General features: G+C 56.3%; 22 protein-coding genes. 10 read left to right on the top strand and 12 right to left on the bottom strand.

The features are described from left to right. Nucleotides 1-32 precede the first annotated feature (32 nt). From Q0721_RS03830 to Q0721_RS03820, 3 genes are read right to left on the bottom strand one after another with little or no spacing between them, the layout of a single operon-like run. Nucleotides 33-1508 (bottom strand): hypothetical protein, encoded by a 1476-nt coding sequence (locus Q0721_RS03830; protein WP_299025566.1) that lies wholly within the window; start codon nt 1506-1508, stop codon nt 33-35. 56 nt (nt 1509-1564) lie between these two features. Beyond that, on the bottom strand, nt 1565-2530 hold the full coding sequence (locus Q0721_RS03825; protein ID WP_299025562.1) for an NAD-dependent epimerase/dehydratase family protein: 966 nt from the start codon (nt 2528-2530) through the stop codon (nt 1565-1567). A 46-nt stretch (nt 2531-2576) separates the two neighbouring features. Continuing rightward, complete coding sequence (locus Q0721_RS03820) at nt 2577-3923, bottom strand: FAD-dependent oxidoreductase (protein WP_299025559.1); 1347 nt, start codon at nt 3921-3923, stop codon at nt 2577-2579. A gap of 115 nt (nt 3924-4038) precedes the next feature. On the opposite strand from Q0721_RS03820, the gene Q0721_RS03815 reads away from it, so the two are divergent. From Q0721_RS03815 to Q0721_RS03795, 5 genes are read left to right on the top strand one after another with little or no spacing between them, the layout of a single operon-like run. After that, complete coding sequence (locus Q0721_RS03815) at nt 4039-5337, top strand: pitrilysin family protein (RefSeq protein WP_299025556.1); 1299 nt, start codon at nt 4039-4041, stop codon at nt 5335-5337. Further along, a complete protein-coding gene (locus Q0721_RS03810) occupies nt 5334-6632 on the top strand; it encodes a pitrilysin family protein (RefSeq protein WP_299025554.1) in 1299 nt (432 codons plus the stop codon). Before Q0721_RS03815 ends, Q0721_RS03810 begins: the two co-directional genes overlap by 4 nt. A gap of 4 nt (nt 6633-6636) precedes the next feature. Further along, nucleotides 6637-7035 carry a holo-ACP synthase gene (gene acpS, locus Q0721_RS03805; RefSeq protein ID WP_299025552.1) on the top strand — a complete coding sequence of 133 codons (399 nt, stop codon included), beginning with the start codon at nt 6637-6639 and terminating at the stop codon, nt 7033-7035. 43 nt (nt 7036-7078) lie between these two features. Beyond that, on the top strand, nt 7079-7783 hold the full coding sequence (locus Q0721_RS03800) for a metallophosphoesterase (protein WP_299025549.1): 705 nt from the start codon (nt 7079-7081) through the stop codon (nt 7781-7783). Continuing rightward, entirely contained in the window at nt 7758-8738 is a 981-nt protein-coding gene (locus tag Q0721_RS03795; protein WP_299025546.1) for a DUF4032 domain-containing protein, read from the top strand. The genes Q0721_RS03800 and Q0721_RS03795 overlap by 26 nt, the downstream gene beginning before the upstream one ends. Nucleotides 8739-8740: 2 nt before the next feature. Here the strand turns inward: Q0721_RS03795 and Q0721_RS03790 are convergent, their stop codons facing one another. Together Q0721_RS03790 and Q0721_RS03785 are read right to left on the bottom strand one after the other, a co-directional pair. Then, nucleotides 8741-8989, bottom strand: coding sequence for a hypothetical protein (locus Q0721_RS03790; RefSeq protein ID WP_299025543.1), 249 nt, complete (start codon nt 8987-8989; stop codon nt 8741-8743). Nucleotides 8990-9001: 12 nt separating this feature from the next. Continuing rightward, a complete protein-coding gene (locus Q0721_RS03785; protein ID WP_299025540.1) occupies nt 9002-9790 on the bottom strand; it encodes a hypothetical protein in 789 nt (262 codons plus the stop codon). A 177-nt stretch (nt 9791-9967) separates the two neighbouring features. On the opposite strand from Q0721_RS03785, the gene Q0721_RS03780 reads away from it, so the two are divergent. Together Q0721_RS03780 and Q0721_RS03775 are read left to right on the top strand one after the other, a co-directional pair. After that, nucleotides 9968-10876: a hypothetical protein gene (locus Q0721_RS03780; RefSeq protein WP_299025537.1), complete on the top strand. Its 909-nt coding sequence runs from the start codon at nt 9968-9970 to the stop codon at nt 10874-10876. A 152-nt stretch (nt 10877-11028) separates the two neighbouring features. Then, entirely contained in the window at nt 11029-11820 is a 792-nt protein-coding gene (locus Q0721_RS03775) for a CDP-alcohol phosphatidyltransferase family protein (protein ID WP_299025534.1), read from the top strand. Here the strand turns inward: Q0721_RS03775 and Q0721_RS03770 are convergent. Then, nucleotides 11817-13016: an alpha/beta hydrolase gene (locus Q0721_RS03770; RefSeq protein WP_299025531.1), complete on the bottom strand. Its 1200-nt coding sequence runs from the start codon at nt 13014-13016 to the stop codon at nt 11817-11819. The genes Q0721_RS03775 and Q0721_RS03770 overlap by 4 nt on opposite strands. A gap of 183 nt (nt 13017-13199) precedes the next feature. On the opposite strand from Q0721_RS03770, the gene rplS reads away from it, so the two are divergent. Continuing rightward, a complete protein-coding gene (rplS, locus tag Q0721_RS03765) occupies nt 13200-13547 on the top strand; it encodes a 50S ribosomal protein L19 (protein WP_299025528.1) in 348 nt (115 codons plus the stop codon). 141 nt (nt 13548-13688) lie between these two features. Then, on the top strand, nt 13689-14681 hold the full coding sequence (locus tag Q0721_RS03760) for a prenyltransferase (protein WP_299025525.1): 993 nt from the start codon (nt 13689-13691) through the stop codon (nt 14679-14681). A 52-nt stretch (nt 14682-14733) separates the two neighbouring features. Here the strand turns inward: Q0721_RS03760 and Q0721_RS03755 are convergent, their stop codons facing one another. Both Q0721_RS03755 and Q0721_RS03750 read right to left on the bottom strand, forming a co-directional pair. Further along, complete coding sequence (locus Q0721_RS03755) at nt 14734-15525, bottom strand: hypothetical protein (RefSeq protein ID WP_299025522.1); 792 nt, start codon at nt 15523-15525, stop codon at nt 14734-14736. Nucleotides 15526-15541: 16 nt separating this feature from the next. Beyond that, a complete protein-coding gene (locus Q0721_RS03750; protein WP_299025520.1) occupies nt 15542-17788 on the bottom strand; it encodes an HD domain-containing phosphohydrolase in 2247 nt (748 codons plus the stop codon). Nucleotides 17789-18011: 223 nt separating this feature from the next. On the opposite strand from Q0721_RS03750, the gene Q0721_RS03745 reads away from it, so the two are divergent. Continuing rightward, nucleotides 18012-18938, top strand: a complete 927-nt coding sequence (locus tag Q0721_RS03745; RefSeq protein ID WP_299025517.1) for a YitT family protein — start codon at nt 18012-18014, stop codon at nt 18936-18938. Between the two features lie 7 nt (nt 18939-18945). On the opposite strand, the gene Q0721_RS03740 is transcribed toward Q0721_RS03745, so the two are convergent. Genes Q0721_RS03740 through Q0721_RS03725 form a run of 4 tightly spaced genes read right to left on the bottom strand, consistent with a single transcriptional unit; the run spans nt 18946 to nt 21995 of the window. Then, nucleotides 18946-19614 carry a lysoplasmalogenase gene (locus Q0721_RS03740; RefSeq protein WP_299025514.1) on the bottom strand — a complete coding sequence of 223 codons (669 nt, stop codon included), beginning with the start codon at nt 19612-19614 and terminating at the stop codon, nt 18946-18948. Nucleotides 19615-19633: 19 nt separating this feature from the next. Further along, a complete protein-coding gene (era, locus tag Q0721_RS03735; RefSeq protein ID WP_299025511.1) occupies nt 19634-20554 on the bottom strand; it encodes a GTPase Era in 921 nt (306 codons plus the stop codon). A gap of 3 nt (nt 20555-20557) precedes the next feature. Next, nucleotides 20558-21463: a DMT family transporter gene (locus Q0721_RS03730; RefSeq protein WP_299025508.1), complete on the bottom strand. Its 906-nt coding sequence runs from the start codon at nt 21461-21463 to the stop codon at nt 20558-20560. After that, nucleotides 21441-21995: a methylated-DNA--[protein]-cysteine S-methyltransferase gene (locus Q0721_RS03725; protein WP_299025505.1), complete on the bottom strand. Its 555-nt coding sequence runs from the start codon at nt 21993-21995 to the stop codon at nt 21441-21443. The genes Q0721_RS03730 and Q0721_RS03725 overlap by 23 nt, the downstream gene beginning before the upstream one ends. Between the last annotated feature and the right edge of the window lie 4 nt (nt 21996-21999).

Raw genomic sequence — 21999 nt, 5'->3', positions numbered from 1 at the left:
GATTTTACCACTAAACCCGCCCCTGCTAGGGTTTATCGATAATTCCAGATCAGATAACTATCGCTCGTGCAGATGGGCTGGTCAGAGGGTACCGTGAGGCAAACCTGATAGGCGATGACGCTACCATTGGGCTGTTCAGGGGTTAGAGGGGCGATGCTCAGGTGGGCTCGTCCCTGGGCATCGGTAGGAGGCAGGCGGTATTCCAGGCGTGTGCCATCGGCCAAGGTGAGCCATAGGCGCGATTCGATCCCTGCCAGTGGGCGCTGATCCCGTGCATCCAGGACGATAATCTCGAATGATTGGGGCTGATCAGCAGGTAAACGGCTGGAGGTGGCCGTAGCAAAGAGGCGGATGGTCTGAGGAGAATAGAGCAGGGGCAGTTCGCCGCTTTCGTTCTGAATGCGGCGCAGATACTCCAGCCCTAAGGGGAGCAGGCGCACGCGCAAACTGGGGGCGGCGGTGTGATCGTAAAGCAAGCAGTAGTTCTCAAAACATTGCCGGTAACGTTTCTCGCCTACCGCGGCGATTTCTTCCAAGGGGTTGCCTGCGATCTCGCGCCCGCCGTGCTGGGCGATAAATTCATCGAACACCCGTGGAACGTGGAACCCGAGGTTCTCGTGAACGGGGTAGAAGACCATCCCGTCAGCCTCGCCGTAGATTTGAGGGCCAGGCGGGTAATTCGGAAAACCCAGCATGCGACTAAGCGGGCGCAGGCGCATGGCGTTGGGGTTCTCGGTGGGTGCGTAGAGCACAACGGTTTCGTAGATTTGCTCAATAGCGCCGTCAGGAGCGGTGTAGGGCTCGCTTAGTGGGCGCCCAAAAGCCGCTAAGCCTCCCAGGCGTGCTAGGCGCGAGAGGAACGGCTGTGCTACTTGATTGGAAAGAGGGCTCACGATCCCATTCAAAGGCGCCTGGTAGCGGCAATACGCATCGCAGGCATATACACCGTAAGCGAGCAAGTGCACACTTCCTGGGGGTTCATCCAGGCTTCGATAAAAGCCCACATTTTCAAAGTATTGTTCAATGCGGTTGTGGGTGGCATTGTAGCGGGGTTGGGTTAGGGGATGCCCGGCATACAGCGAGCCCCCAAGACGATCGTAAAGCGGGACAAATTCTTCATAGATCAGATAACCGTTGACCATAGGGCCCTCACCTGAGACGAGCCCGGGGTCTTCCCGCAGGTTGAGCACTTGGCCTAGAGGAAAGAGGTAAAAGCGCCGGCGTTCTTCGGCATAAGGGTTGAAGCACATCAGCGCGTTCTGAGTATATTGGCACAGATTGGTCTCAAAGCGAAATGCGCGGGTGATGGCGGGGCCCAGGATCGTCTCGCCTCCCAACATACGGTAAAACTCCCGGAATACCGGATCGACCTCGAAGATGCTGGGCTGAGCAGCGATCTGCGGCTCGTAGGACGTGCACCCAACCAAAATGAGGAGGATGACCAGCAAAAACCATTGGTAGCATGGATGCTTAAGACTGGGTGTGGGTTTGCTTTCCCCGCTTATCATTCCCACCCTCCCTCAGGTCGACAACAGAACGGGATGGTACCTTGCTGAGGAACGCTTCATTTCGCCTCCTGTTCCCCATGCTTGGGGGTGCCATTGCGCCGCCTCAGGCGCGGATCGCGTTCCAGGGTTAGCCGTAGCCCATCTTCCAGACTGATGCGGGGTTGGTAGCCAAGTTTTTCGGCGGCTAAACGGATGTCGGCGCACATACGCGGGGGGCCACCATCCGCGCGTGGATTATAGACTACCTCTGGCTGGGTGCCGGTAACCTCAAGCACCAAGCGCACCAGTTCACGCACACTGGTCTCGCGACCACTTCCCACGTTGATGATGGCCTGATCCACATCGCTAGCAGTTGCCGCCGCGACCATGGCCTCGACCACATCGTCCACATAAACGTAATCACGGGTCTGGGTGCCGTCACCGTGGACGATCAGCGTACCCTCTTGAGCCGCCTGACGCAGAAAGTTAGGGACGACCGGAGCATGGACGGGGGGCAGATGCTGCCCCGGGCCATAAGCGTTGAAAACGCGCAGACACACCGTTTCAATCCCCCACAGGCTGCCAATGGTGCGTACATAGTACTCAGCTGCCAGTTTGGAGACGGCGTAAGGCGAGCGTGGATTGGGAATAGCGTCCTCGCGTACCGGTTGGTGCTCTTGGAAGCCATATATGGCTCCTGAAGAGATGAACACCACCCGCCGTACTCCCACATCGCGCATGGCTTCCATCAAAGTGACGGTTCCGCCCACATTGACGTGGTTGTATTCGCGCGGGTACAGGATGGACTCCGGGACCAGCACGCGTGCAGCCAGGTGATAGACGCAATCCACTTCCTGAAGGAGCGTCCAAAGCTTGGGACGGTCGTTGATGTCCCCGCGGGTAAAGTGAACCTCGGGGGAGAGGCTCGCTGGATCCCCGGTGGAGCAATCGTCCAGGCCGACAACGGTGTGCCCCTCTGCAACCAGACGATTAGAAAGCGCCGAACCTAGGAAACCCGCGGCTCCAGTCACCAGAAAGCGCATTGAACCTCGCTGTGTATGGGCTAGGAGTATTATAGCACCGGCTCAGTTAGCTTACCACGCCCAGAAGCCCCATGGCCTCAAGCATTTCCTCGTTGGTGGCAAAGCGATATTCCTCCAGCCCCAGAGCATGGGCGCGCTCAGCTTCTGCCTGATAAAGGCGCTCCAAGTGTTCTTTGGTTACTACTGGGTGGGGCAAATCCCGAATGGCCTGTTCAATAGCGGGCAGCAGGGAGGTGGGTACAGGGGGGAGGGTAGCAAGGTACTGCAAAATAGCCCGTGCAGCATTGACCCCATCCCTGCGGGCTACTCCCACTAGCCCACTGCTGGCTTTGCGCGACCAACCGGCTACAAAGACCCCTTCAATCGGTGTATCGCGTTCACTGTCATAGGCCTCATAGGATTCGCCTTCAACCGGGAAGCGCGGGTGGGGATTTTTGTCAAATTCATAGCGGTGGACGGGTAGGCCGATGCTTTCATCCACTCGGTCACCGATGGCAAAGATCACCGTATCCACGGGCATAACCCAAGTGTTGCCTAAACCCTTGGCAACTACCTCACCGTTTTGGAGTACCAGGGTATTGTCCTCTAATTCAATACCACCAACTGCACCTTGTCCGTTATCTAGAATGCGACGCGGAGAAGCCAGAAAACGGATCCACAACCGGGTCGAGGAGTGCTTAGGGCCGGCTTTCGTCATAGCGGTTCGCACCAGTTCGCGCGAGGTTTCGGGGTCCTGTCCGAGCGCGCGCATAACCGGTGCCACCCGTTCAAGTTCGGCCTCAAAGGCCTGCCAGTCCAGGTTGGCTGCCACGGTTTCCAGTTCGCGGCGGTCAAATTTGACCTCTTTGGGGCCACGGCGCACAATGGCCACAACTTCCTCCACCTGCCGGACCTCGATCAGGTAGCGTGCTACATCCACCATTACATTTCCCCCGCCGACGATGGCCACCTTATTCCCGATCCGATACGTGCGCTGGCTATATGGGGGAAGTTTGTTATAATGGTACACAATGTCCTTGGCGTGATAGACCCCCTCCAGAGACTCGCCGGGGAGTCCTAACCATTTGGTGCCCTGAGCGCCTACGGCTACCAGGATGGCCTGAAAACCCAAACGACGCAGATCATCCAGCGAGAAATCACCATCACGCCCAATGCGGACATGACCATAATAATGCACTTCAGGCAGAGAGAGGATTTGCTGGAATTGAGCGCGCAGGCCATTCTTGAGGCGCAGTTTATCCGGATAGATGCCATATTCGGCCAACCCCCCTGGCCGAATGTCGCGGTTGAACAAAACGACCTGGACCCCGTTTTCGGCGAGGTGCTGGGCGGCGTAGAGACCGGCTGGTCCAGCACCGGCAATAGCAACCCAGTAGCGATTCTCGAGGCTCATCGCATGCTCCTGAGTGATAATTTTGGCATTCCCTCTTTATTATAAATGGTGTTTGAATTGGAGATCGTGGGTAACTTGGGCAAGATTCAGGAAAAATGAGGAGGCACTGATTTTTATGACCAACGAGGCATCGGTCACCCGCGCGCGGCTATCTAATGGGCTGATGGTACTGCTAAAGGAGGTCCATACTGCCCCGCTGATTAGCTTTTGGGTCTGGTATCGGGTGGGTTCACGGGATGAATCACCAGGCAAAACCGGCGTCTCACACTGGGTGGAACACATGCAGTTCAAGGGCACGCCGCGTTTCCCCTCTGGACTGCTGGATCGTTGGATCTCACGCGAGGGGGGCATGTGGAATGCCTTTACGTACCTTGATTGGACAACCTACTTTGAAACTTTGCCGGCCGATAAGATTGACCTGGCGCTGGATCTAGAGGCGGATCGTATGATCAACAGCCGCTTCGATCCTGAGGAGGTGGAGGCGGAGCGCACGGTGATCCTCTCGGAGCGCGAGGGTAGTGAGAACGAGCCCCTTTTTCTACTGGGGGAAGCCGTGCAAATGGCCGCATTCGACCAGCATCCTTATCGGTATGAAGTGATCGGTCTAAAGGAAGACTTACGTCGGATAACCCGGGACGACCTTTATCAGCACTATCGGCGCTATTACACACCGGCAAATGCCCTCATTGCCGTGGCGGGCGATTTTGAAACCGCCCTCATGCTCGAAAAAATCGAGAAGGCCTTTGGGAATCTCCCGCCGGGTGAGACCGTTGCGCGGGCAATTCCGCCCGAACCACCGCTTGCGCAGGAACGCCGGGTAACAGTGAAGGGCCCGGGCTCGACGGTGTTTATGCATCTGGCTTATCGTGCGCCTGCTGCCAGCGATCCGGATTTCTTTGCGTTTACGGTGCTGGATAGCCTGCTCTCTGGGCCGAGCAGTTTGAATATGTTTGGCGGGGGTGGCATTTCGAACAAGACCTCACGCCTTTATCAAGCACTGGTCGAGCGCGAACTGGCCGTCAGTGTGGGGGGTGGATTGCACGCGACCATTGATCCCTATCTCTATGATCTTGTGATTACCGTGCATCCTGAGAGTTCGCCTGAGGCCGTGTTGAAAGCCATTGATACTGAGATTCAGCGCTTACAAGCAGAGCGTGTGCGTGACGAAGAGATCCAGCGCGCCCTCAAGCAGGCGCGTGCGCTCTTTGCTTATGGTAGTGAAAACATCACGAATCAGGGATTCTGGCTGGGATTTGCGGAGATGTTTGCCACCTACGATTGGTTTGCTGACTATGTAGAGAAACTCTCGGCGGTGCGGGCCGAAGACGTACAACGCATTGCCCAAACCTACCTTCAGCCGCAACGGCGTGTTGTTGGTATTTATCAGCCCACCGGAGAGGAGCCCCTGGCATGATAGCAACCCTTTCACCCGCAACTTGGCGTTCCCTTCCCGGGCCAGAGGATATTACCCGGGTAGAACTTCCTAATGGTATTGTAGTATTAACGCGCAGTAACTTTAACAGTGCTTCGATTGTTATCAACGGGTATCTCCCCTGCGGTAGCCTGTATGATCCACTGGATAAATTGGGACTGGCAGGCTTTACAGCCCGGGCATTGATGCGGGGAACAGCTCGCTATGATTTTCAAACGCTTCATGAGGTTTTGGAATCTGCTGGGGCCAGCCTGGGTTTCAGTGCCAATGTGCATACCATTACTTTCGGTGGGCGTGCCCTAGCGGAGGACTTACCACTTCTGTTGAGCCTGCTCTCCTCGTGTGTCCGGGAGCCAACCTTCCCCCCCGAGCAAGTAGAACGGTTGCGTGCGCAACTGCTGACCAGTCTGGCGATTCGGGCACAAGACCCGGCTGAAATGGCTGAACTTACCTTTGACGCGCTACTCTTCCCCGATCATCCTTACGGGCGTTCAGAGGATGGTTACTCTGAAACGGTCAAGACGATTCGGCGTGAGGATTTGGAGGCGTTTCATTGGGCCCATTTTCGACCCCAAGGGATGGTGCTGGTTGTGGTGGGGGCAGTGGCGGCCGAGGAGGTCATTACCCAGGTGAACGCTGCATTGGGGGATTGGCCAGCCATGCCGGCTGCAGAAAACCGCACCGTCTCCCCGGTTGCACCCCCAAGCCAGACCGTGCGCAAGCACGTTCCTTTACCTGATAAAGTACAAACAGAACTGGTGCTTGGTACCTTAGGGCCTAAGCGCAACCACCCCGATTACTTGCCGGCTTCGTTGGGCAATAACATTTTGGGGCAATTCGGGATGATGGGACGCATTGGAGAGGTGGTGCGTGAAAAGGCAGGATTGGCATATTATGCTATGAGCAGCCTGAATGCCTGGATGGTCGCCGGTTCCTGGGAGGTCAATGCTGGGGTGAATCCGGCTAACCTGGAACGGGCCATTGAATTGATCCGGGAGGAGATCCGGCGCTTTGTCAGTGAGCCGGTCACCGAAGAGGAACTCAGCGATAGTCAGGCGCATTTCATCGGGCGTCTCCCGCTTTCGCTGGAGTCTAATGCAGGGGTGGCGAGTGCCTTGTTGAACATGGAGCGCTTCCAACTGGGTTTGGATTATCTGCAGCGCTACCCCCAGCAGGTTCTGGCGATTACGCGGGACCAAATCCTAGAGGTGGCGCGGCGCTACCTTGATCCAGAGCGGCTGATTATTGTGAGTGCGGGACCGCCTGCTGAGGGGTAATCAGATGGCCTTGCGGTGTGGGATTGATCTGGTTGAGATTGAGCGTTTGGAACGCCTTGATCCTCAGATCCGTCAGCGTTTCTTGCGCCGTGTTTTCACTATGCAGGAGTTGGATGATGCCCAGGATGACCTGACGGTGCTGGCCGGGCGCTTTGCGGCCAAAGAGGCTGTGGCGAAGGCGCTCGGGTGTGGCATTGGCCCGATCTCCTGGCAGGACATTGAAGTACAGCGTGGGCCAGAAGGGCAGCCCCTGCTTCACTTGCGAGGTCGGGCGGCGGAACGGGCGGCGGCGCTTAACTTGCGTGAATGGTCTATCAGCATCACGCATACCCGAAACTTGGCAATGGCCATGGTGGTTGCCCAGGGACCTTTAGACGCCTCTCCAAGCCAAGCGGGGGCTTGAGCCTCGTTGGATGCTATGTTATGATGAAGATACGAACGGACTTATGAACATTTTGGCGGTCAGCGATGTGGAACTGGGGTTTATCTACGACGCTAACATTGTGAACCGTTTTCGCCACATTGATCTGGTAATCAGTTGTGGCGATTTGCCCCATTACTACCTGGAATTTATCATCAGCATGCTGGACCGCCCGTTGTACTATGTATTAGGCAATCACGTCAGCAAGATTGAAGTGGGGGTAGGCGGGGAGCGCCGGGCTCCCTGGGGGGCCATCAACCTGCATCGGCGTGTGATGCGCACGCCGGGGGGCTTGCTGTTGGCCGGCATTGAGGGATGCCTGCAGTATAATTACGGGCCGCATCAATACTCTCAGGCCGAGATGTGGGCGCTGGTGCTTGGGTTGGTGCCAGGATTGCTTATCAATCGCTTGATTTACGGGCGTTATTTGGATGTCTTTGTCACCCATGCACCTCCTTGGAAAATCCATGATCTGGAAGATCGCCCTCATCGTGGTATTAAGGCCTTTCGCTGGCTGATTGAAACCTTTCAGCCGGCCTATCATCTTCATGGCCATGTGCATGTTTATCGCAATGACATCCCCACGGTTACCCGCGTGGGTAGAACGGTGGTGATCAATGTGTACGGGTATCGCGAAATAACCTACCAAGTGCCTGCTCCGCGGTTATGGTTCTGGCAGCGGCATGCGGCACAGGAGGTTCTGCATGAGCGAAAAACGCCTTCGGGATGAATTGCTGATCGAGCGCGTTGCCAAAGCCGATTTTGAGGCGGCTCTGCGTAAGGGCTTTTGGCGCTCGGTCTTTGCGTGGTTTTCTCAATCCAGCAATCGCCTCTTGCCTTTTGATGAGGTGCGGGCGCGCCTTCCGATGCGTGGTCAGCATTACATTGGGTTGCAAGAAGTGCCGATTGATAAGATCATCGGTAGTGTGGGGCGCTACCAGGACTTTGACCGTGCCTTTCTGCCGCGTCACTCACGCACGGCCTCACGCTGGATCAGCATTGACACGGCGCATCTCCAAGATATTGACCTCCCACCAGTGGAACTTTATAAAATCGGCGAGGCTTATTTTGTCAAAGATGGCAATCATCGGGTCTCTGTAGCGCGGGAGCGGGGCCAGAAGTTCATTGATGCATACGTCATCGAGATTGACACTCCGGTCCCCATTGACGAACATACCGACGTTGATGAATTGATCGCCCTTCACGAAAAAGGGGAGTTTTATGCCAAAACTCAACTGGACCGACTCCGTCCCGGCGTTGTGATTGACCTGACCCTACCCGGCCAATACGCCAAACTGCTGGAGCACATAGACGTGCATCGCTACTTCATGGGCTTGGAACGCGGGCAGGAGGTACCATATGAAGAGGCGGTTACCTCCTGGTATGATGAGGTCTATTTGCCGTTGGCGCGGGTGATTGAAGAAACTAACCTGCTTAGGGAATTCCCCGGCCGCACCGTGGGTGATCTGTATTTGTGGATCATTGAGCACCTGTGGTACTTGCGCGAGCAGTACCGGCGCGAAGTGACACTCGAAGAAGCGGCAAATCATTTTCGTGAGCAATTTACCGGGGTGAAAACCCCATTGCTCGGGGTACTACGCCGCCTCTTCCAAGGGTTGATGGCACATTCTGAGGATCAGGCCAGTTCGAAAGAGGAGCATTCCAGGCAAGATGATCAACCATGACTCTAAAATGTGGGAGCCGGATCACCCAGTTCAAGCAGGCCTAGCCAGAGGTGGTTGCGGAGTACACGCCGATTGGTGCGTATCTCGATCTCGTTGAATTGCATCCGTTCCTGGGCGAGCATACTGGGATGTACGTAACACAGGTTGGGACGGACGCCGTATTTCTTCTGATAGTATTCAGCGGCGCGGTGGACCTTGGTGCGCAAATCGGCCTTAGGATCGTCATCGTACCAAAGCATGCCCATTTTCATAATTCACCTCGCTTATGCAACTTCTGGTAACCAGAGATGGAGCCATTGACCCTGGCTACGCAGGCTGAAACAACGCGAATGAGGGAGATGCTGACTAAGGGGATTCTCTGGAACGCCAAATTGCTCTTTGAGAGAGGCGCTCAAATCGGCGCCCCAGATGAGGGTTCCAAAGCGGCGCAGCCACCGCGTCAAGGTGGTTTCCGAGTTGGGGTGGGTGGCCACCAAAGGCCATATTTTTAGAGCCGGCCCGTAATGAAGCAGGTGTTCAAATGCCCAAATGGCTTCTTGGTCTGCCTGGAGAATCCATTCCAGTCGCTCAACCACCAGCAATATTGAAGGGCCGCGCAAACGTCCATGCTGGCGCGAATCAGCCAAGTCGGCGAGGCTTAACAGGGCTTGCTCGAGTTCGCGTTCGAAGGGATTAACCAGGCGTTCGAGGGGATGGGCAGTAACCGCCAGAGCGTCGGTCACCCGGATCATTTGCAAAGAAAAGGGCGCATTGGCCCCTTGTAAGGATTCGCGGATGACGTTCAGCATCATGATTGAAGTGGCAGGCTGAGCAGAGATGACCAACAATGCGCCTGGCGATGGATTGCGCAGGTCCAGCAAGAGAGGCACACCGTCCTCACACACCCCCAACAGAGCAACCTCATGACTCAAAAAAGGTAAACCGGCCAACACATCAGGCAAGGTAGGCAAGTGCACCGACGTCCGAGCAGGGTTTGAAGGTGAGGCAACCGCATCCGTGCGGGGAGCAACGGGGGCGGAGTCTAATCGGTATTTCTGGGTCAGAACCGCCATGATTGATCTCCTTATTTCGTTTGGATCAGCACATATGTCACAAGGCCTTTTTAGTATAACAGAACATATGTTCTATTTCAAGAGGATTTCGGGGATTTTCTGGTGCAAATTTTCAAGACCCGGCGCGTCCCGAATAAAGAAGAGTTCCGGTAAAATCGTTACGGGAGGCATCGCGGCATGAATCTATTACAGTCCTTACTGTATAGCCGTTTGGCTGTGGCTTTGGGGCTGGGGATCAGCCAGGCTCTACCCCCCTCGCTGGGGTACCGAATCGCCGATTTGGGGGCTGCGCTGGTGGCCTCGCGCTCGCGTTCTGCTATCGTACGGGCGATTTGTGTAAATCAGTGGGTTGTGCGCGGAGAGAACCTGACACCTCAGGAACTGCGCAGGATTGTGCGGAAGGTTCTACGCTACCATGCTCGGAATCTGTATATCTACTTTCACACGATCAACCGACCCCAGGAGGTCTTAGAGCGAGTTTCTTTTGCGCCCGAATTCCAGGCCCTTTTTGATCGCTTGTTACAAGAGGGGGGGCCGGCTCTCTTTGTCACCCCCCATCTAAGTAATTTTGACCTGGCAGGACGGGCGCTGGCATTACGAGGGCTGCGCTTTCAGGTGCTTTCTTATCCCCAGCCCCCTGGCGCTTACCGCTGGCAGAATCGTTTACGCCGTGAAAGCGGCATAGATGTCACTCCCATCTCAATGAGCGCTTTGCAGCAGGCCCGCGTACGATTACAGCATGGAGGGGTGGTGCTGACGGGCCTTGACCGTCCGGTAAGCGAGACACGTTATTTACCGCGCTTTTTCGGACGCCCTGCCCCCCTACCGGTTTTTCACGTGCGTCTGGCTTTACAACTTAACCTGCCCATCATTGTGGTGGCGTGCATCGGTACCGGTGAGGGGCGTTATTTGGTTGTCTCGCGTCCCCCAGTGCCCATGCAGCCTGCGGATACCCTGGAAGGCGCACTCATCCAGAATGCGGAGGCGGTCCTGCGTGAGGTAGAAATCTTGATCCGGCAGGTGCCTGATCAATGGGCTATGTTTTACCCGGTCTGGCCTGAAGTGGCGTCTGTGTTACCTTTTTGAAAGAATGGGGTTATATTGTTTTGCACCTGCCTCCTCCGCCCAGAGCGGTGGAGAGAAGGGATAATTTTCATCAAATCTTCAAAAATAGGGACTGGTTTTTGTCTCGTATTCGTTCTATAATGAGCTTAGAACACCTCTCGGGGAGTATGCTTATGGACCAACCCAATTTGAAAGGCCATCAACGTATTAATGATATCCTGCTGGGCCCTCTGGAGCGTCCGGCTTTAGCCTGGTTAGCGCGGGTCATGCCGGGCTGGGTCACTCCAGATTTGTTGACGGCAATTGGGTTTCTTTCCAGCGTGTTAATTGCGGTGAGTTATGGTTTGACTTCGGTGCACCCGGCGTTTCTCTGGTTGGCCTCGCTAGGATTCGTTTTGAACTGGTTTGGCGATAGCCTGGATGGAACGCTGGCACGTTATCGCAAGATCGAACGCCCGCATTACGGATTCTTTATAGATCATCTGGTGGATACGGCTAGCGTTGTTCTGATTTTTATTGGGCTGGGGTTATCGCCCTACGTAAATCTTACGATTGCCCTGCTGGGAGCCATCAGTTATCTACAAACTTCCATTGTGGTCTACTTGCTGATGATCACCAAAGGGGTCTTCCGCATTTCATTCGCCAAAATTGGTCCCACAGAAGTCCGCGCCATGGCCATCCTTGCCAATGCTGTCATCTTCTTTATCGGCAATCCGACTTTCACTACGTCCCTGGGGGTAGTGGCGCTTTATGATGTTATTGTTGTCTTTGTCGCCACCCTGTTGCTGGTGTTCTCGATCATCGTCGCTGTGCAAACCGGGGCTGAACTGGCACGCCAGGACGATCTGGCGCGTGAGAAGAAAGCGGCTGCGGCTACGCGTAAAGAACGTCGCCGCGCCAAGGTCAAGGCCGTGCGGCGCGCCAGCACGGCGCGAGGCACGGTTCACGGCATGCCATCTGCCTAACTGGTTTCGGATACGTTTGAGGCGGTTTTAGAGGGACGCCCACGCTTGCGATGCGCAACAGCGGGCGTCTCTTCTTTTTCTTTTGCCCCCGAAGGCGAGGTTGCCAATGAGGTGACGTCATCTGGCATGGGGTGTTCTTCCTCTCGCTTGGCGGGTGGTGGGTGGGGGGATTCGAATGCTGAGGGTGTAGTAGCTCCAGTAGTCGTTGCTCGAGACGCACGCCGGCGCCGGCGGGAGGAGGTGGATGTTACCGCAGGTGGAGCGGTTTCTACCTCAGGCTCGATGAGGTTAAACATGCGCAAAAAGGCCGCAATTTGGTCGAAATAGGCAACTGGGTTGAGGGCATGGGCTGCCACGTGTTCAGCGCCCTCGGCAAGGTAAAGCACACATTTCCCTTGTGGTGCGGCACGATGGAGCTCCAGAGCGGCCTCTACCGGGATCAGAGCATCTGCGCTCCCATGGATTAAGAGCACTGGAGCCTGAATTAGGGGCATGACCTCGATGGGAGCAATCTGTTGGGGCGAAAACCCCGCCATCAGACGGCAGAGCCAAGTCGTTGTGTAATAGAAGGGGATTTCGGGCAGCCGATAATCCTCACGCAGGCGCTGCTTAAAGACGTCTTCCAAGCGTGCGTAGGGGCTATCAGCGATGACAAAGGCAACCCGTGAGTCTATGGCTGCATGAAGCAGGCAGGTGGCCGCGCCCAGAGATTCGCCCATCGTCCCCACCTGGCCTGTGGGGCCTAGGCGCTCCAGGGCCCATGTGGCTAGAGCCTTTAGATCGTGGCGTTCGTAATACCCGTAGGTGCAGGTCTTGCCACCGCTGAGCCCGTGCCCCCTTTGATCGAACAGAAGCACATTGAAGCCAAGGCGGTGAAAGAAAGGCACGACCTTCACCCCACCAAACCGGCTGTAGCCATGACCATGCGCGAAGATCAGAGTGCGTTTGGCGTCGGGAAGGGGAAAATAGGTAGCGGCCAGGTAATAGCCCAGTGGTGAGCGAATCTTCACCTCTTCCTTAGGCCAGGCCCGGTACGCCCTTTCATCGAGCCGACCGTGCTCAACCTCAATCTGGTAAGTCTTTAAGAGAGGAATGGCACGGGGGCGCAATGCACGCCAGCACAGATAAGCACTGAAAAGTCCTAGCGCGAGGAGAAAGATGACAACAATAAACACAATAACGAGACTAACACCCACCCCAACCTCCACCAGGTTCGTTTGAGAGAAGCCATATCTCAATTATTTCTATTGTACACGACTTGCCGCTGTAACGTGACAAAGTGGCACCTTCCCGCATGCGGAGGATATGGTATAATTTGCTTTCGCCTTGACCAGGGGCAACCGGGCACCTGGCAGAGCCTGTGAACTGAGGGTATTGCGATGAACGATTTGATCAAAGCCATTGAACCCGCGCCTAACCCCAACATTCCACCTTTGCGGCCGGGCGATCAAGTTTCGGTGCACGTAAAGATTGTGGAAGGCGGACGTGAACGTATCCAGGAATTTAAGGGTACGGTGTTGGCGATCCACAATAACGGGGCCGGTTCGACCTTTACGGTGCGCCGCATTGCCAGCAATGGGATTGGGGTCGAGCGCACTTTTCTCTTCACCTCTCCCCGGATTGAAAAGGTGGTGGTGGAACGCCACAGCAAAGTGCGACGGGCGCGCCTGTATTACCTGCGTTCCCGCACGGGCAAGAGCGCGCGGCTCAAACAGAAATTTGACTAGTTGACATGTTAGTGGGTCTCCTTCTCTCGGAAAAGGCGCAGAGGCTGGGCTGGCTGCGCCTCTTTTTTGTTGAGGCGGTCTGATGACGTATAATACGCCTTGCTTGCCCCAAACACTCTAAGTTTGTGGAGGTGCTGCTCAATGAATGTGCGTATGTGGATACAGGCTTTGCGGGTCATCCCCCGCATTGACCGTGAAGAATGGCAACGGTTGGATGTCATTTCGCGCTGGTTGATTTCGACTCGGGCGGCGGTATTGGTCATGACCTTCACCTCGGCTGGAATTGCTGGTCTGTTGGCTGCTCATGCTGGAAAGTTCGATCTCCTACGCTGGATTTTGTTGGCGTTGGGCCTAGTGCTTGCCCATGCCACCAATAATCTTCTCAACGATTACACCGATTATACTCGTGGCGTGGATACCAATAATTACTTCCGCACCCAGTACGGCCCGCAGCCCCTAGAGCAAGGGCTGATGACCAAACGGGAGCACTTGACCTATGCCGCGGTAACCGGGTTGATAGCTCTAGCCGCCGGGGCCTATCTGGTGGTTGTTAATGGCTGGCTGGCGTTGGGATTGTTGCTGATCGGGGCCTTTTTTGTGTTGTTCTACACCTATCCCCTCAAGTACATTGGTCTTGGCGAACTGGCCGTACTGCTGGTGTGGGGACCGCTGATGATCGGTGGGGGGTACTATGTCATTACCGGTCAGTGGGACTGGAACGTGGCTCTGGCGGGTCTGGTGTATGCCCTGGGGCCGACCACGGTAATTTTCGGCAAACACATTGACAAGCGCGCCGAGGATGCCGCCAAAGGCATTCGTACCCTGCCGGTTATTCTGGGTGAGACAGCCTCGCGTTATATTGTCTTGACGATGATGGCGTTGCAATATCTAGGGGTCATCGCGCTGGTGCTGACGGGATATTTTTCACCAGGGATGCTGGTGGTGCTGGGGGCCCTGTATTGGTTGCGTCCGGCGCTGACGGTGTATCGCCATCCGCGTCCGAGTGAACCTCCCAAGGAAGAGCCGGCGCGCAGCGCCTGGCCGCTGTATTTTGTGGCGGCTTCATTCTACCAAAGCCGAGCCTATGGGTTGTTCTTCATGGTGGGGTTGATTCTGCAATTGATGGTGCGATAGACAACGTCGGTTTACCGATTGCGAGACCCTGCCATGCGCTGGCGGGGTCTTTTTATGCGTGGGCAATGCACAGGTGACGAATCTCCAGCCAAGCGGGGGGCATGGCTTCCAACCCAAAGCGCACGCGCCCTTGCGGGGTATAGGCAGCATACTGGTTGTCTATCCATATCACCAACCCTAGGCGCCCGTGGGGAGTCACGGGGGTCTCAAAGACCGTTGTTCCGTCAATACTGAACCGACTTGCTCGGGCTTGCCAGTGCAGGGTGTAGCGATGCCAGCCAGTGACATCGACCTCCAAGTGCGCCGCATCCTGGTGGATAAAAAGCCGTAACAAACGGCGCAGGAGACGCGCGGCGGGCGGCCAGAGTAGCCCTAAGAGCAGGGGCAGGGCAGGTAGCAAAACCAGGCTTGGCCAAGGCGGCGCGGAGAAGGTGGCGGCAAGGAACCCGTGGGGCGGTAGATCATCGCGCAGGGTTAGCGCATTTTGAGGCGAAGCGTGAAAAAACCAGATTGCATTAGGTAAAGCCGGCCAGCGTCGGGCCGTCCCGCGCACTCCTAGTGGCATGGCGAAGGGATCGTTCCACAGGCCGAAGCCCCAAGTGCCCGGCAGGTTCGGCGCTGAGACGCGGGCTTCCAGGTCCAATCGTAGCGGAGCTTGCCAATGAAAGCGGGAGCGCGGAAGATCAAGGTAATCGTCCAATTGTGCCAGGGCATAAGTACCGCCCGGTGTGTCACCCAGGCTCAGCCGCCAGGCATCCGGCCCGGGGATAACCTGACCGCCGCCATGTTGACGAGCCGCCAGACCTGACCCCACGCCGCCATTGAAAGGATAAACAGGGTTCATCTTCTTAATAAATATTCTAGGCTGAGGTGGCTACGGTGGGTTGTTCCACAGGGGTTGATTCTTCGTCTAACAGGGTAAGGAAGGTAGTTACCACTTGGGGATCAAAGAGGATGCCTGCTTGTTCTTGCAGGTAGGCCCGCGCCTGTTCAGGCGACCAGGCCGGGCGGTAGGGGCGTTCATTGGTCAGAGCATCCCATACATCCACCACAGCAAAGATGCGCGCTCCTAAGGGGATCTCTTCTCCCCTTAGCCCACGCGGATACCCGCTCCCATCCCAGCGCTCGTGGTGTGCGTAGAGAATTTCCACCGCCCGCTTCAGGAAGGGGATGTCCTTAAGCAAGTCATAGGCCACCTGAGGGTGCTGGCGCATGACCGCCCACTCCTCGGGGGTAAGCGGGCCGGGCTTAAGTAGGATACTATCGGGGATGCCGATCTTGCCGATATCGTGGAGCAGGGCGCCATAGCGTAGATCGTCGAGGTCTTGCCCTTGAAGGCCTAGGCGTTGTCCGAGGGCGAGGGTGAGGCGCACCACCCGATCGGAATGTCCCTGGGTTTCGCGGTCACGCAGTTCCAACGCCCGTGACCACCCCAATAAGGTGGCCTCAATGGCGGCTTTGAGTTCGGTATTGAGGTTCTCGGCGGTGAGCAGCAATTGGGCGTTATCCAGTGCGATGGCCGTTTGCAACGCCAGCGTGTCTAGGAAGGCGCGCCATTCGTCATCCGGCTGGGGATGTCCATCCCGGTGCAAGATTAGGACAAGCACGGCACCATAGTGGCGGTCGCGCGCTTGCAGGGGCGCCAGGGCCAGCAGGTAGAGGTTTGAGTCGGCCAGACCGGGAAGAGCGAGCAGATCTTCCCCTTGAATCACCTGAGTGCGTCCATGGGTTTTTAGCGCTTCGATCCACGCAGGAGGTAAGTGATTCAGCCAGGATAGGTGAGGCACAGGAAAACCTTCGGAAAGTACCGGTGCGGGTAAAGCCAGCGAACTGTGAGCCTCTGGCAGCAAGGCAACCCCATCTACCTGAAGGGCCTGGCGTATTAAAGTCAGGATAGTAGTTAATTTATCTTTCAAACGGATGTCGCTGGCGATGGCCTGATCAATCTGACGCAGTACACTGAGTCGCTCCAGGCTGGCCTGGGTGATCGCCAAGCTACGTTGTAGGCTGTGATTACTCTCTTGGAGGGAGAAATGGGCAACGGACAGGTCTTTGGTCAAATTATTGATGGTGTTGGCCAAGAGAGCCAATTCATCGTTGCCGTGAATCTCCAGGCGGCGGGTGAGATCGCCCTCGCGGCGTATGGCTTCCACGTCGTTCATCAAACGGTGGAGGTGGCGACCGTAACGGGTTTGAAGGTAGACAAGGATAATCCCGCCGAGCAGAATTTCAAAGATGACCAATAGAAACCCCAAGCTGCGCAGACTGGCGACCCCCTTTAAGTACACCTCGCGGGGATGAGTGATCTTGAGCACCAGCGCGGGCTCGTTCCATATGTCATTTAAGGTCAGATAGCCCCATAATTCGGGAGACGGGAGCCAAGGGGCGGGTCTGGGCGCAAGATGAATATGCGATTGTGAAGTGGTGTGCAGGTTGGCAAGCGCCTGGTTGACGTCCTCGGGCAGGGGATCGCGTAACGACCACACCTTGAAATCCTGTCCGCTCCAGGTGGCGATCCGTTGCCATTCAAGGGCGTCTAACCAACGCCCGGCGATGTAGACGCCACCGATGGGGCCGCTAAGGTCACTACGCAAGACGTAGCGTGCCGAGACCAAGACCGCCCCTGCTTCGGTGAGTATGATCCCTTTTGCGGTGGAGAGCGGATCGTCAGGCGAAAGGTGGTAGCGCACGCTGCCGATTTGAGCAATCGTCTCAGGGCTTAACAGGACCTCCGCGCCGCTTTCCTGGTTGACAGCGCGAGCCAGTACCAAGCGATCCTGAGCATCATAAAAAAGCATCAGGTCAAGTTGCAAGCCTTGGAAGGTTTCGGGCGCCAGATTTTCATCAATGTATCCGGGATAAACCCCCTGAACAAAATTGTAAGTATCACTCCAGTAAGCCCAATCGGCGGTAGAGGCGTTGATGCGATTTTGCTCGGTAGCCAATGCCGCCAGCACACGCTCGATGCGATGGTGCAGATACTCGTGATCCAAGCGATCAAATTGGGGTAAGAAGACTGTGCGGGAGAGGGTAAACGCCAGTCCGCTGGTGAGGAATAGAATAATGGCCAGGATCAAGAAGACGCGCTGGCTGAGACTCAAGCTCAAAGCTTGCCTCTGTGAGGATAGGGAAATTTAGACGCAATACCAGTCTACTTGTAGAGTCGCATTTAGAGCCTTAGAGTTACTTAACAAATTTGTAAGAAGTTTGTTAGATCGGCTTAATAAAGCCGGGGCGTTGTCGTTGGGGTAAAACGGGGAGCGCCTACCCAATCCTGGCTGAGTTCCGTATAATTGGCTGGCATTCTTTGGCATAGTGGGAGGTTGTGAGATGAACGGGTCTGCAAAGCCCTGGCTGCCTTTGCCCTCTAACTGGTCGTTGCGCACCTGGGCTAAGACACTGGATTTTTCATGGAAGACGGTGCAAGAACATGTGTTTGTGATTGTGGGCGGGTTGGTGCAGGCGCTGGCGATGCGCCTCTTCCTGGTGCCAGCACAACTGGTTAGTGGTGGGGTGAGTGGCGCTGCCCAGATCATTAACCACTTCACCCAGTGGCCGATTGGATTGATGATTTTCATCGGCAATGTACCCCTTTTTATCTTGGGGTGGCGCTACCTGGGTGGGATGCGTTTTGCCTGGCGTACGGCGCTGGCAATCGTCAGTTTCTCCTTTTTCACCGATTTTCTGGTGCTTTTTATTCCCCCGCAAGGGGTGACCCAGGACTTGGTACTGGATTGTCTTTACGGAGGCATTCTGTTGGGAATTGGCCTGGGCATGGTCTATCGGGGGCAGGGCACCAGCGGGGGAAGTGACATTCTGGGGCGCATCCTCAACCATCGGCTGGGGATTTCGATTTCGCAGGCTTATCTGATTACCGATACCCTGGTGGTGCTGGGGGGTGGCTTCGCCTTTGATTGGGAACGGGCGTTGTACGGCCTGCTGGTCATTTATGTGAGCGGTCTGGCCGCCGAGGCGGTTTCGGAAGGTTCGGGGGTTTTCCGCATGGCGCTCATTGTCACCAACCACCCCGAGGCAATTACCCAACGCATCATGACGGTGCTGGAACGGGGCGTGACAATCCTCCCGGGCACCGGCGGTTACACCGGCGCCCCCCGCCCGGTGCTCTACTGCGTGATCACCCGTTCTGAAGTCAACCAATTGAAAGAACTGGTGCGCGAAGTCGATCCGCGCGCCTTTATGGTCATTGGGCAGGCCCACGATGCCCTAGGCGAAGGATTTCGCCCGTTAGTGCAATAAGGGAAGCTTAGAGCAAGCCGCCCTGGTGAAGAACCCCCGCGATAAGCAGGGCTTGGCCCAGGTGGTAAGTGACGATGACAATGATCCCCCCATGCCTGACTGGGGCGATCAAGCGGTGGTTGGCGAGGGTGAAATCGGAGATAAAGAAAAGTGTAGCGCCAATACCGACCATAAGCGCTGCTGCAAGCGGCCAGTGGGGCCGCCAGAGCGTCAGCCAGGCTGAGAGGGTCATGATCCCAATGGCTAAGGCGTATACCAGGACGGCTGGCAGCAGTAAGGTTGTTTCGGGGCGTTGACTTAGCCCGCGTGAGAGTTGGCGGAAGCCTAGCGCAGTGACGGCGGCCAAGACAGCGGTGGTGATCAATGTCCCGGGCTGCACCGGGGGTGGGGTAGGATTGAGACCGATGATATAGGCGATGTGGGTCAATAAGAAGGCCAGTAGGCCAAACAGGAAGTAACGGCGTGGTAAAAGGAGCACCACATCGCCGATCAGCGCAAAGAGCAGGCCGATCCCAAACCAACGGGTGGATGCCTGCCAGCCCCCCAAGGTGCTAAATGCCAGGATCAGCGCCAGCAGGGCGCCAGGCTTAGCAAAATAGCGCACCTTTAGGCGCTCACGGCTAACCGCCCACCAGTCAACGATGGCCAATACGGCCATTACTGCGAACCAGATCATCGACGCTTCTCCTTTCGATCTAACGTCGGCCTAATGAGTAGCCTAGCCAGCGCAGCGCTTCGGGTTGGTTGCGCCAGTTTTTATTGACTTTGACGTGCAGATCCAGAAAGACCTTACGCCCGCTCATGGCCTCGATCTCCATGCGTGCGGTGGTGCCGATTTTCTTGAGCATCTCACCTCCTTTGCCAATGACGATGGGCTTCTGGCTTTCCTTTTCCACGAATAGGGTGGCGTGAATGTAGGCGGTGTTCTCGTCGCGCTCTTCGTACTCGTCAATGCGCACTGCCACAGCATGGGGGACTTCGTCGCGCAAGTGCAGCAGAGCGGCCTCGCGGATCAGTTCGGCAGCGATATCGCGCTCGTAGTAATCAGTGATCTGATCGGGGTCGTAATAGGGCGGGTGTGGGGGCAAAAAGTCGAGAATGGCCTGGAGCAGGTCCTCACGCCCTTGGCCGGTGGTAGCCGAGAGCAGAATCATGCGGGCTGCTTGGGGGGCCAGTTGGGCGTAGGCGGCTTGTTGGCCCGGTAGGGCCTCGGTGCTGACCAGATCAACTTTGTTGAGCGCCAGAATCAGAGGAGGGGCATTGCGTAGTTGCTGTAGGCGCTGGGCGATGAGCCGGTCCTCCTCGCCGGGCGGGCGGTGGGCCTCCACCAGCCAGACCAGAACATCGGCGTCCTCCAGAGTTTCTTCGGCGACGCGATTCATGTACTCACCCAGTTTATGGACTGGGATATGCAGGCCGGGCGTATCCATGAAGATGATCTGAGCGTTTTCCAAGGTGAGGATACCCAGTTGTCGGCGGCGGGTAGTTTGCGGTTTGGGTGAGACGGCGGCAATCTTCTGCCCCAAGTAAGCGTTCATCAACGTGGATTTGCCGACATTGGGCCGTCCAATTAAAGCGACAAAACCGGCTTTATAGAAGGAAGGGTCTTGGCTCATTTTTCAGGTCTTTTCTCCAATCTTTGAAAGGGTATGAACGGCGGGGCGCCACAGGTTAACTACGGCTACGCCGCTAATAATCAAGGCTCCTCCAACCAGGAGGTGCCAATCGGGACGTTCGTGCAAAAAGAGGGCTCCCAGGATGACCCCGACCAGTGGGAAGATATAGGTGACCAGTGTGGTGCGGGTGGGACCAATGGATTGTAATAGAGAATAATAGAGCAGGGTCGCCACACATGAGCCCATCAACCCCAGCCAGAGGACGGCTATCCAAGTGAGAGGTTGTTGAGGCAGGGTGAAAGGAGCTTCCAGGCTAAACGCCAGAGGGAACATGACCAGGATTGCCATTAGAGATTGTCCCAATGATTGAACATCGGGGGGTAGGCCGCGCACCTTGCGGCGAGCATAGACGGCTGCCGCGGCGTACGAGATGGCCGCTAGCAGCATGGTTAATTGCCCAATTTTAGGGCGGGTCAAATCCCCTTGCACCTGGTTCGACATCAGCACCACCACCCCCAGAAAACCCACCACCAGCCCCAACCCCTTGGGGAGGGTCCAGGGATCATCGGGGAGGAAGAGCGGGGCGATTAGGAGGGTGAAGAGCGGCACGGTGCTGTTGAGGATGGCAGCCATTCCAGAAGAAATGTACTGCTCGCTCCAGGAGATGAGGACAAAGGGCAGGGCCATGTTGAGCACCCCTAAGACAAAGAAGGCGGGGAGGACCTGTCGCCAGGGTGGGGTGGCCCGGTGCACGCGTGCAACAACCCATAAGCCCAGGGTGGCGAAGAAGACGCGCAAAGTCACCAGGGTGAAGGGGCCCAGTTCCTGCACGCCAATCTTAATCCACAAGAAAGATGAGCCCCAGATCAGCCCTAGCAGAATGAACTTAGACCACTCTCTGATTGACAATGTGATGTCCCTCCAGTTGTAAGAGCCAGGCTTTAGTGGGAAGTCCCTCACCCGCGCCGTAACCATGTAACCTGTGATCATGACTAACCACGCGATGGCAAGGAATTATCAGGGGAATGGGGTTGTACGCCATGGCGCTGCCCACCGCTCGCGCAGCATTGGGCCGACCCAGGTGCTGTGCGATCTCCCCATAGGTGCGCACCTCCCCATAAGGGATGGTGAAGGTGTATTCCAGGATGGCGCGGGACCTGGGCGAGATAACCTGCCAATTGATTGGTACCGTAAATTGGCGTAGTTGACCAACTAGATAGGCCGCCACCTCTTGCAGCGCTTGGTTGAGAATTAACTGAGCCGTTTGGTCAGTTTTCTGATCGGTGGTCGTAAAAGTAGTCCCAATGGTCAGGCGGATAACGCCTTGGGGGGTCGCCCATATGCCGATAGGGCCGATGGGGGAGGTTGTCAGGTAGCCAATCGCCACTGCTAACTTGGCTTTTTGGGATTCCTGGGGGGTGGATAGATGGGATTTGGACATTAAT

Source organism: uncultured Thermanaerothrix sp. (assembly GCF_938028735.1).
Classification (GTDB): Bacteria; Chloroflexota; Anaerolineae; order Anaerolineales; family Anaerolineaceae; genus Thermanaerothrix.
Note: the sequence above shows the minus strand (reverse complement) of the source record. Positions and strands in the feature narration are given on the sequence as shown.

Coding starts and splice junctions, on each gene's coding strand:
- Q0721_RS03830 (WP_299025566.1), bottom strand. CDS start 1,508: ATGATAAGCGGGGAAAGCAAACCCACACCCAGTCTTAAGCATCCATGC.
- Q0721_RS03825 (WP_299025562.1), bottom strand. CDS start 2,530: ATGCGCTTTCTGGTGACTGGAGCCGCGGGTTTCCTAGGTTCGGCGCTT.
- Q0721_RS03820 (WP_299025559.1), bottom strand. CDS start 3,923: ATGAGCCTCGAGAATCGCTACTGGGTTGCTATTGCCGGTGCTGGACCA.
- Q0721_RS03815 (WP_299025556.1), top strand. CDS start 4,039: ATGACCAACGAGGCATCGGTCACCCGCGCGCGGCTATCTAATGGGCTG.
- Q0721_RS03810 (WP_299025554.1), top strand. CDS start 5,334: ATGATAGCAACCCTTTCACCCGCAACTTGGCGTTCCCTTCCCGGGCCA.
- acpS (WP_299025552.1), top strand. CDS start 6,637: ATGGCCTTGCGGTGTGGGATTGATCTGGTTGAGATTGAGCGTTTGGAA.
- Q0721_RS03800 (WP_299025549.1), top strand. CDS start 7,079: ATGAACATTTTGGCGGTCAGCGATGTGGAACTGGGGTTTATCTACGAC.
- Q0721_RS03795 (WP_299025546.1), top strand. CDS start 7,758: ATGAGCGAAAAACGCCTTCGGGATGAATTGCTGATCGAGCGCGTTGCC.
- Q0721_RS03790 (WP_299025543.1), bottom strand. CDS start 8,989: ATGAAAATGGGCATGCTTTGGTACGATGACGATCCTAAGGCCGATTTG.
- Q0721_RS03785 (WP_299025540.1), bottom strand. CDS start 9,790: ATGGCGGTTCTGACCCAGAAATACCGATTAGACTCCGCCCCCGTTGCT.
- Q0721_RS03780 (WP_299025537.1), top strand. CDS start 9,968: ATGAATCTATTACAGTCCTTACTGTATAGCCGTTTGGCTGTGGCTTTG.
- Q0721_RS03775 (WP_299025534.1), top strand. CDS start 11,029: ATGGACCAACCCAATTTGAAAGGCCATCAACGTATTAATGATATCCTG.
- rplS (WP_299025528.1), top strand. CDS start 13,200: ATGAACGATTTGATCAAAGCCATTGAACCCGCGCCTAACCCCAACATT.
- Q0721_RS03760 (WP_299025525.1), top strand. CDS start 13,689: ATGAATGTGCGTATGTGGATACAGGCTTTGCGGGTCATCCCCCGCATT.
- Q0721_RS03755 (WP_299025522.1), bottom strand. CDS start 15,525: ATGAACCCTGTTTATCCTTTCAATGGCGGCGTGGGGTCAGGTCTGGCG.
- Q0721_RS03745 (WP_299025517.1), top strand. CDS start 18,012: ATGAACGGGTCTGCAAAGCCCTGGCTGCCTTTGCCCTCTAACTGGTCG.
- Q0721_RS03740 (WP_299025514.1), bottom strand. CDS start 19,614: ATGATCTGGTTCGCAGTAATGGCCGTATTGGCCATCGTTGACTGGTGG.
- era (WP_299025511.1), bottom strand. CDS start 20,554: ATGAGCCAAGACCCTTCCTTCTATAAAGCCGGTTTTGTCGCTTTAATT.
- Q0721_RS03725 (WP_299025505.1), bottom strand. CDS start 21,995: ATGTCCAAATCCCATCTATCCACCCCCCAGGAATCCCAAAAAGCCAAG.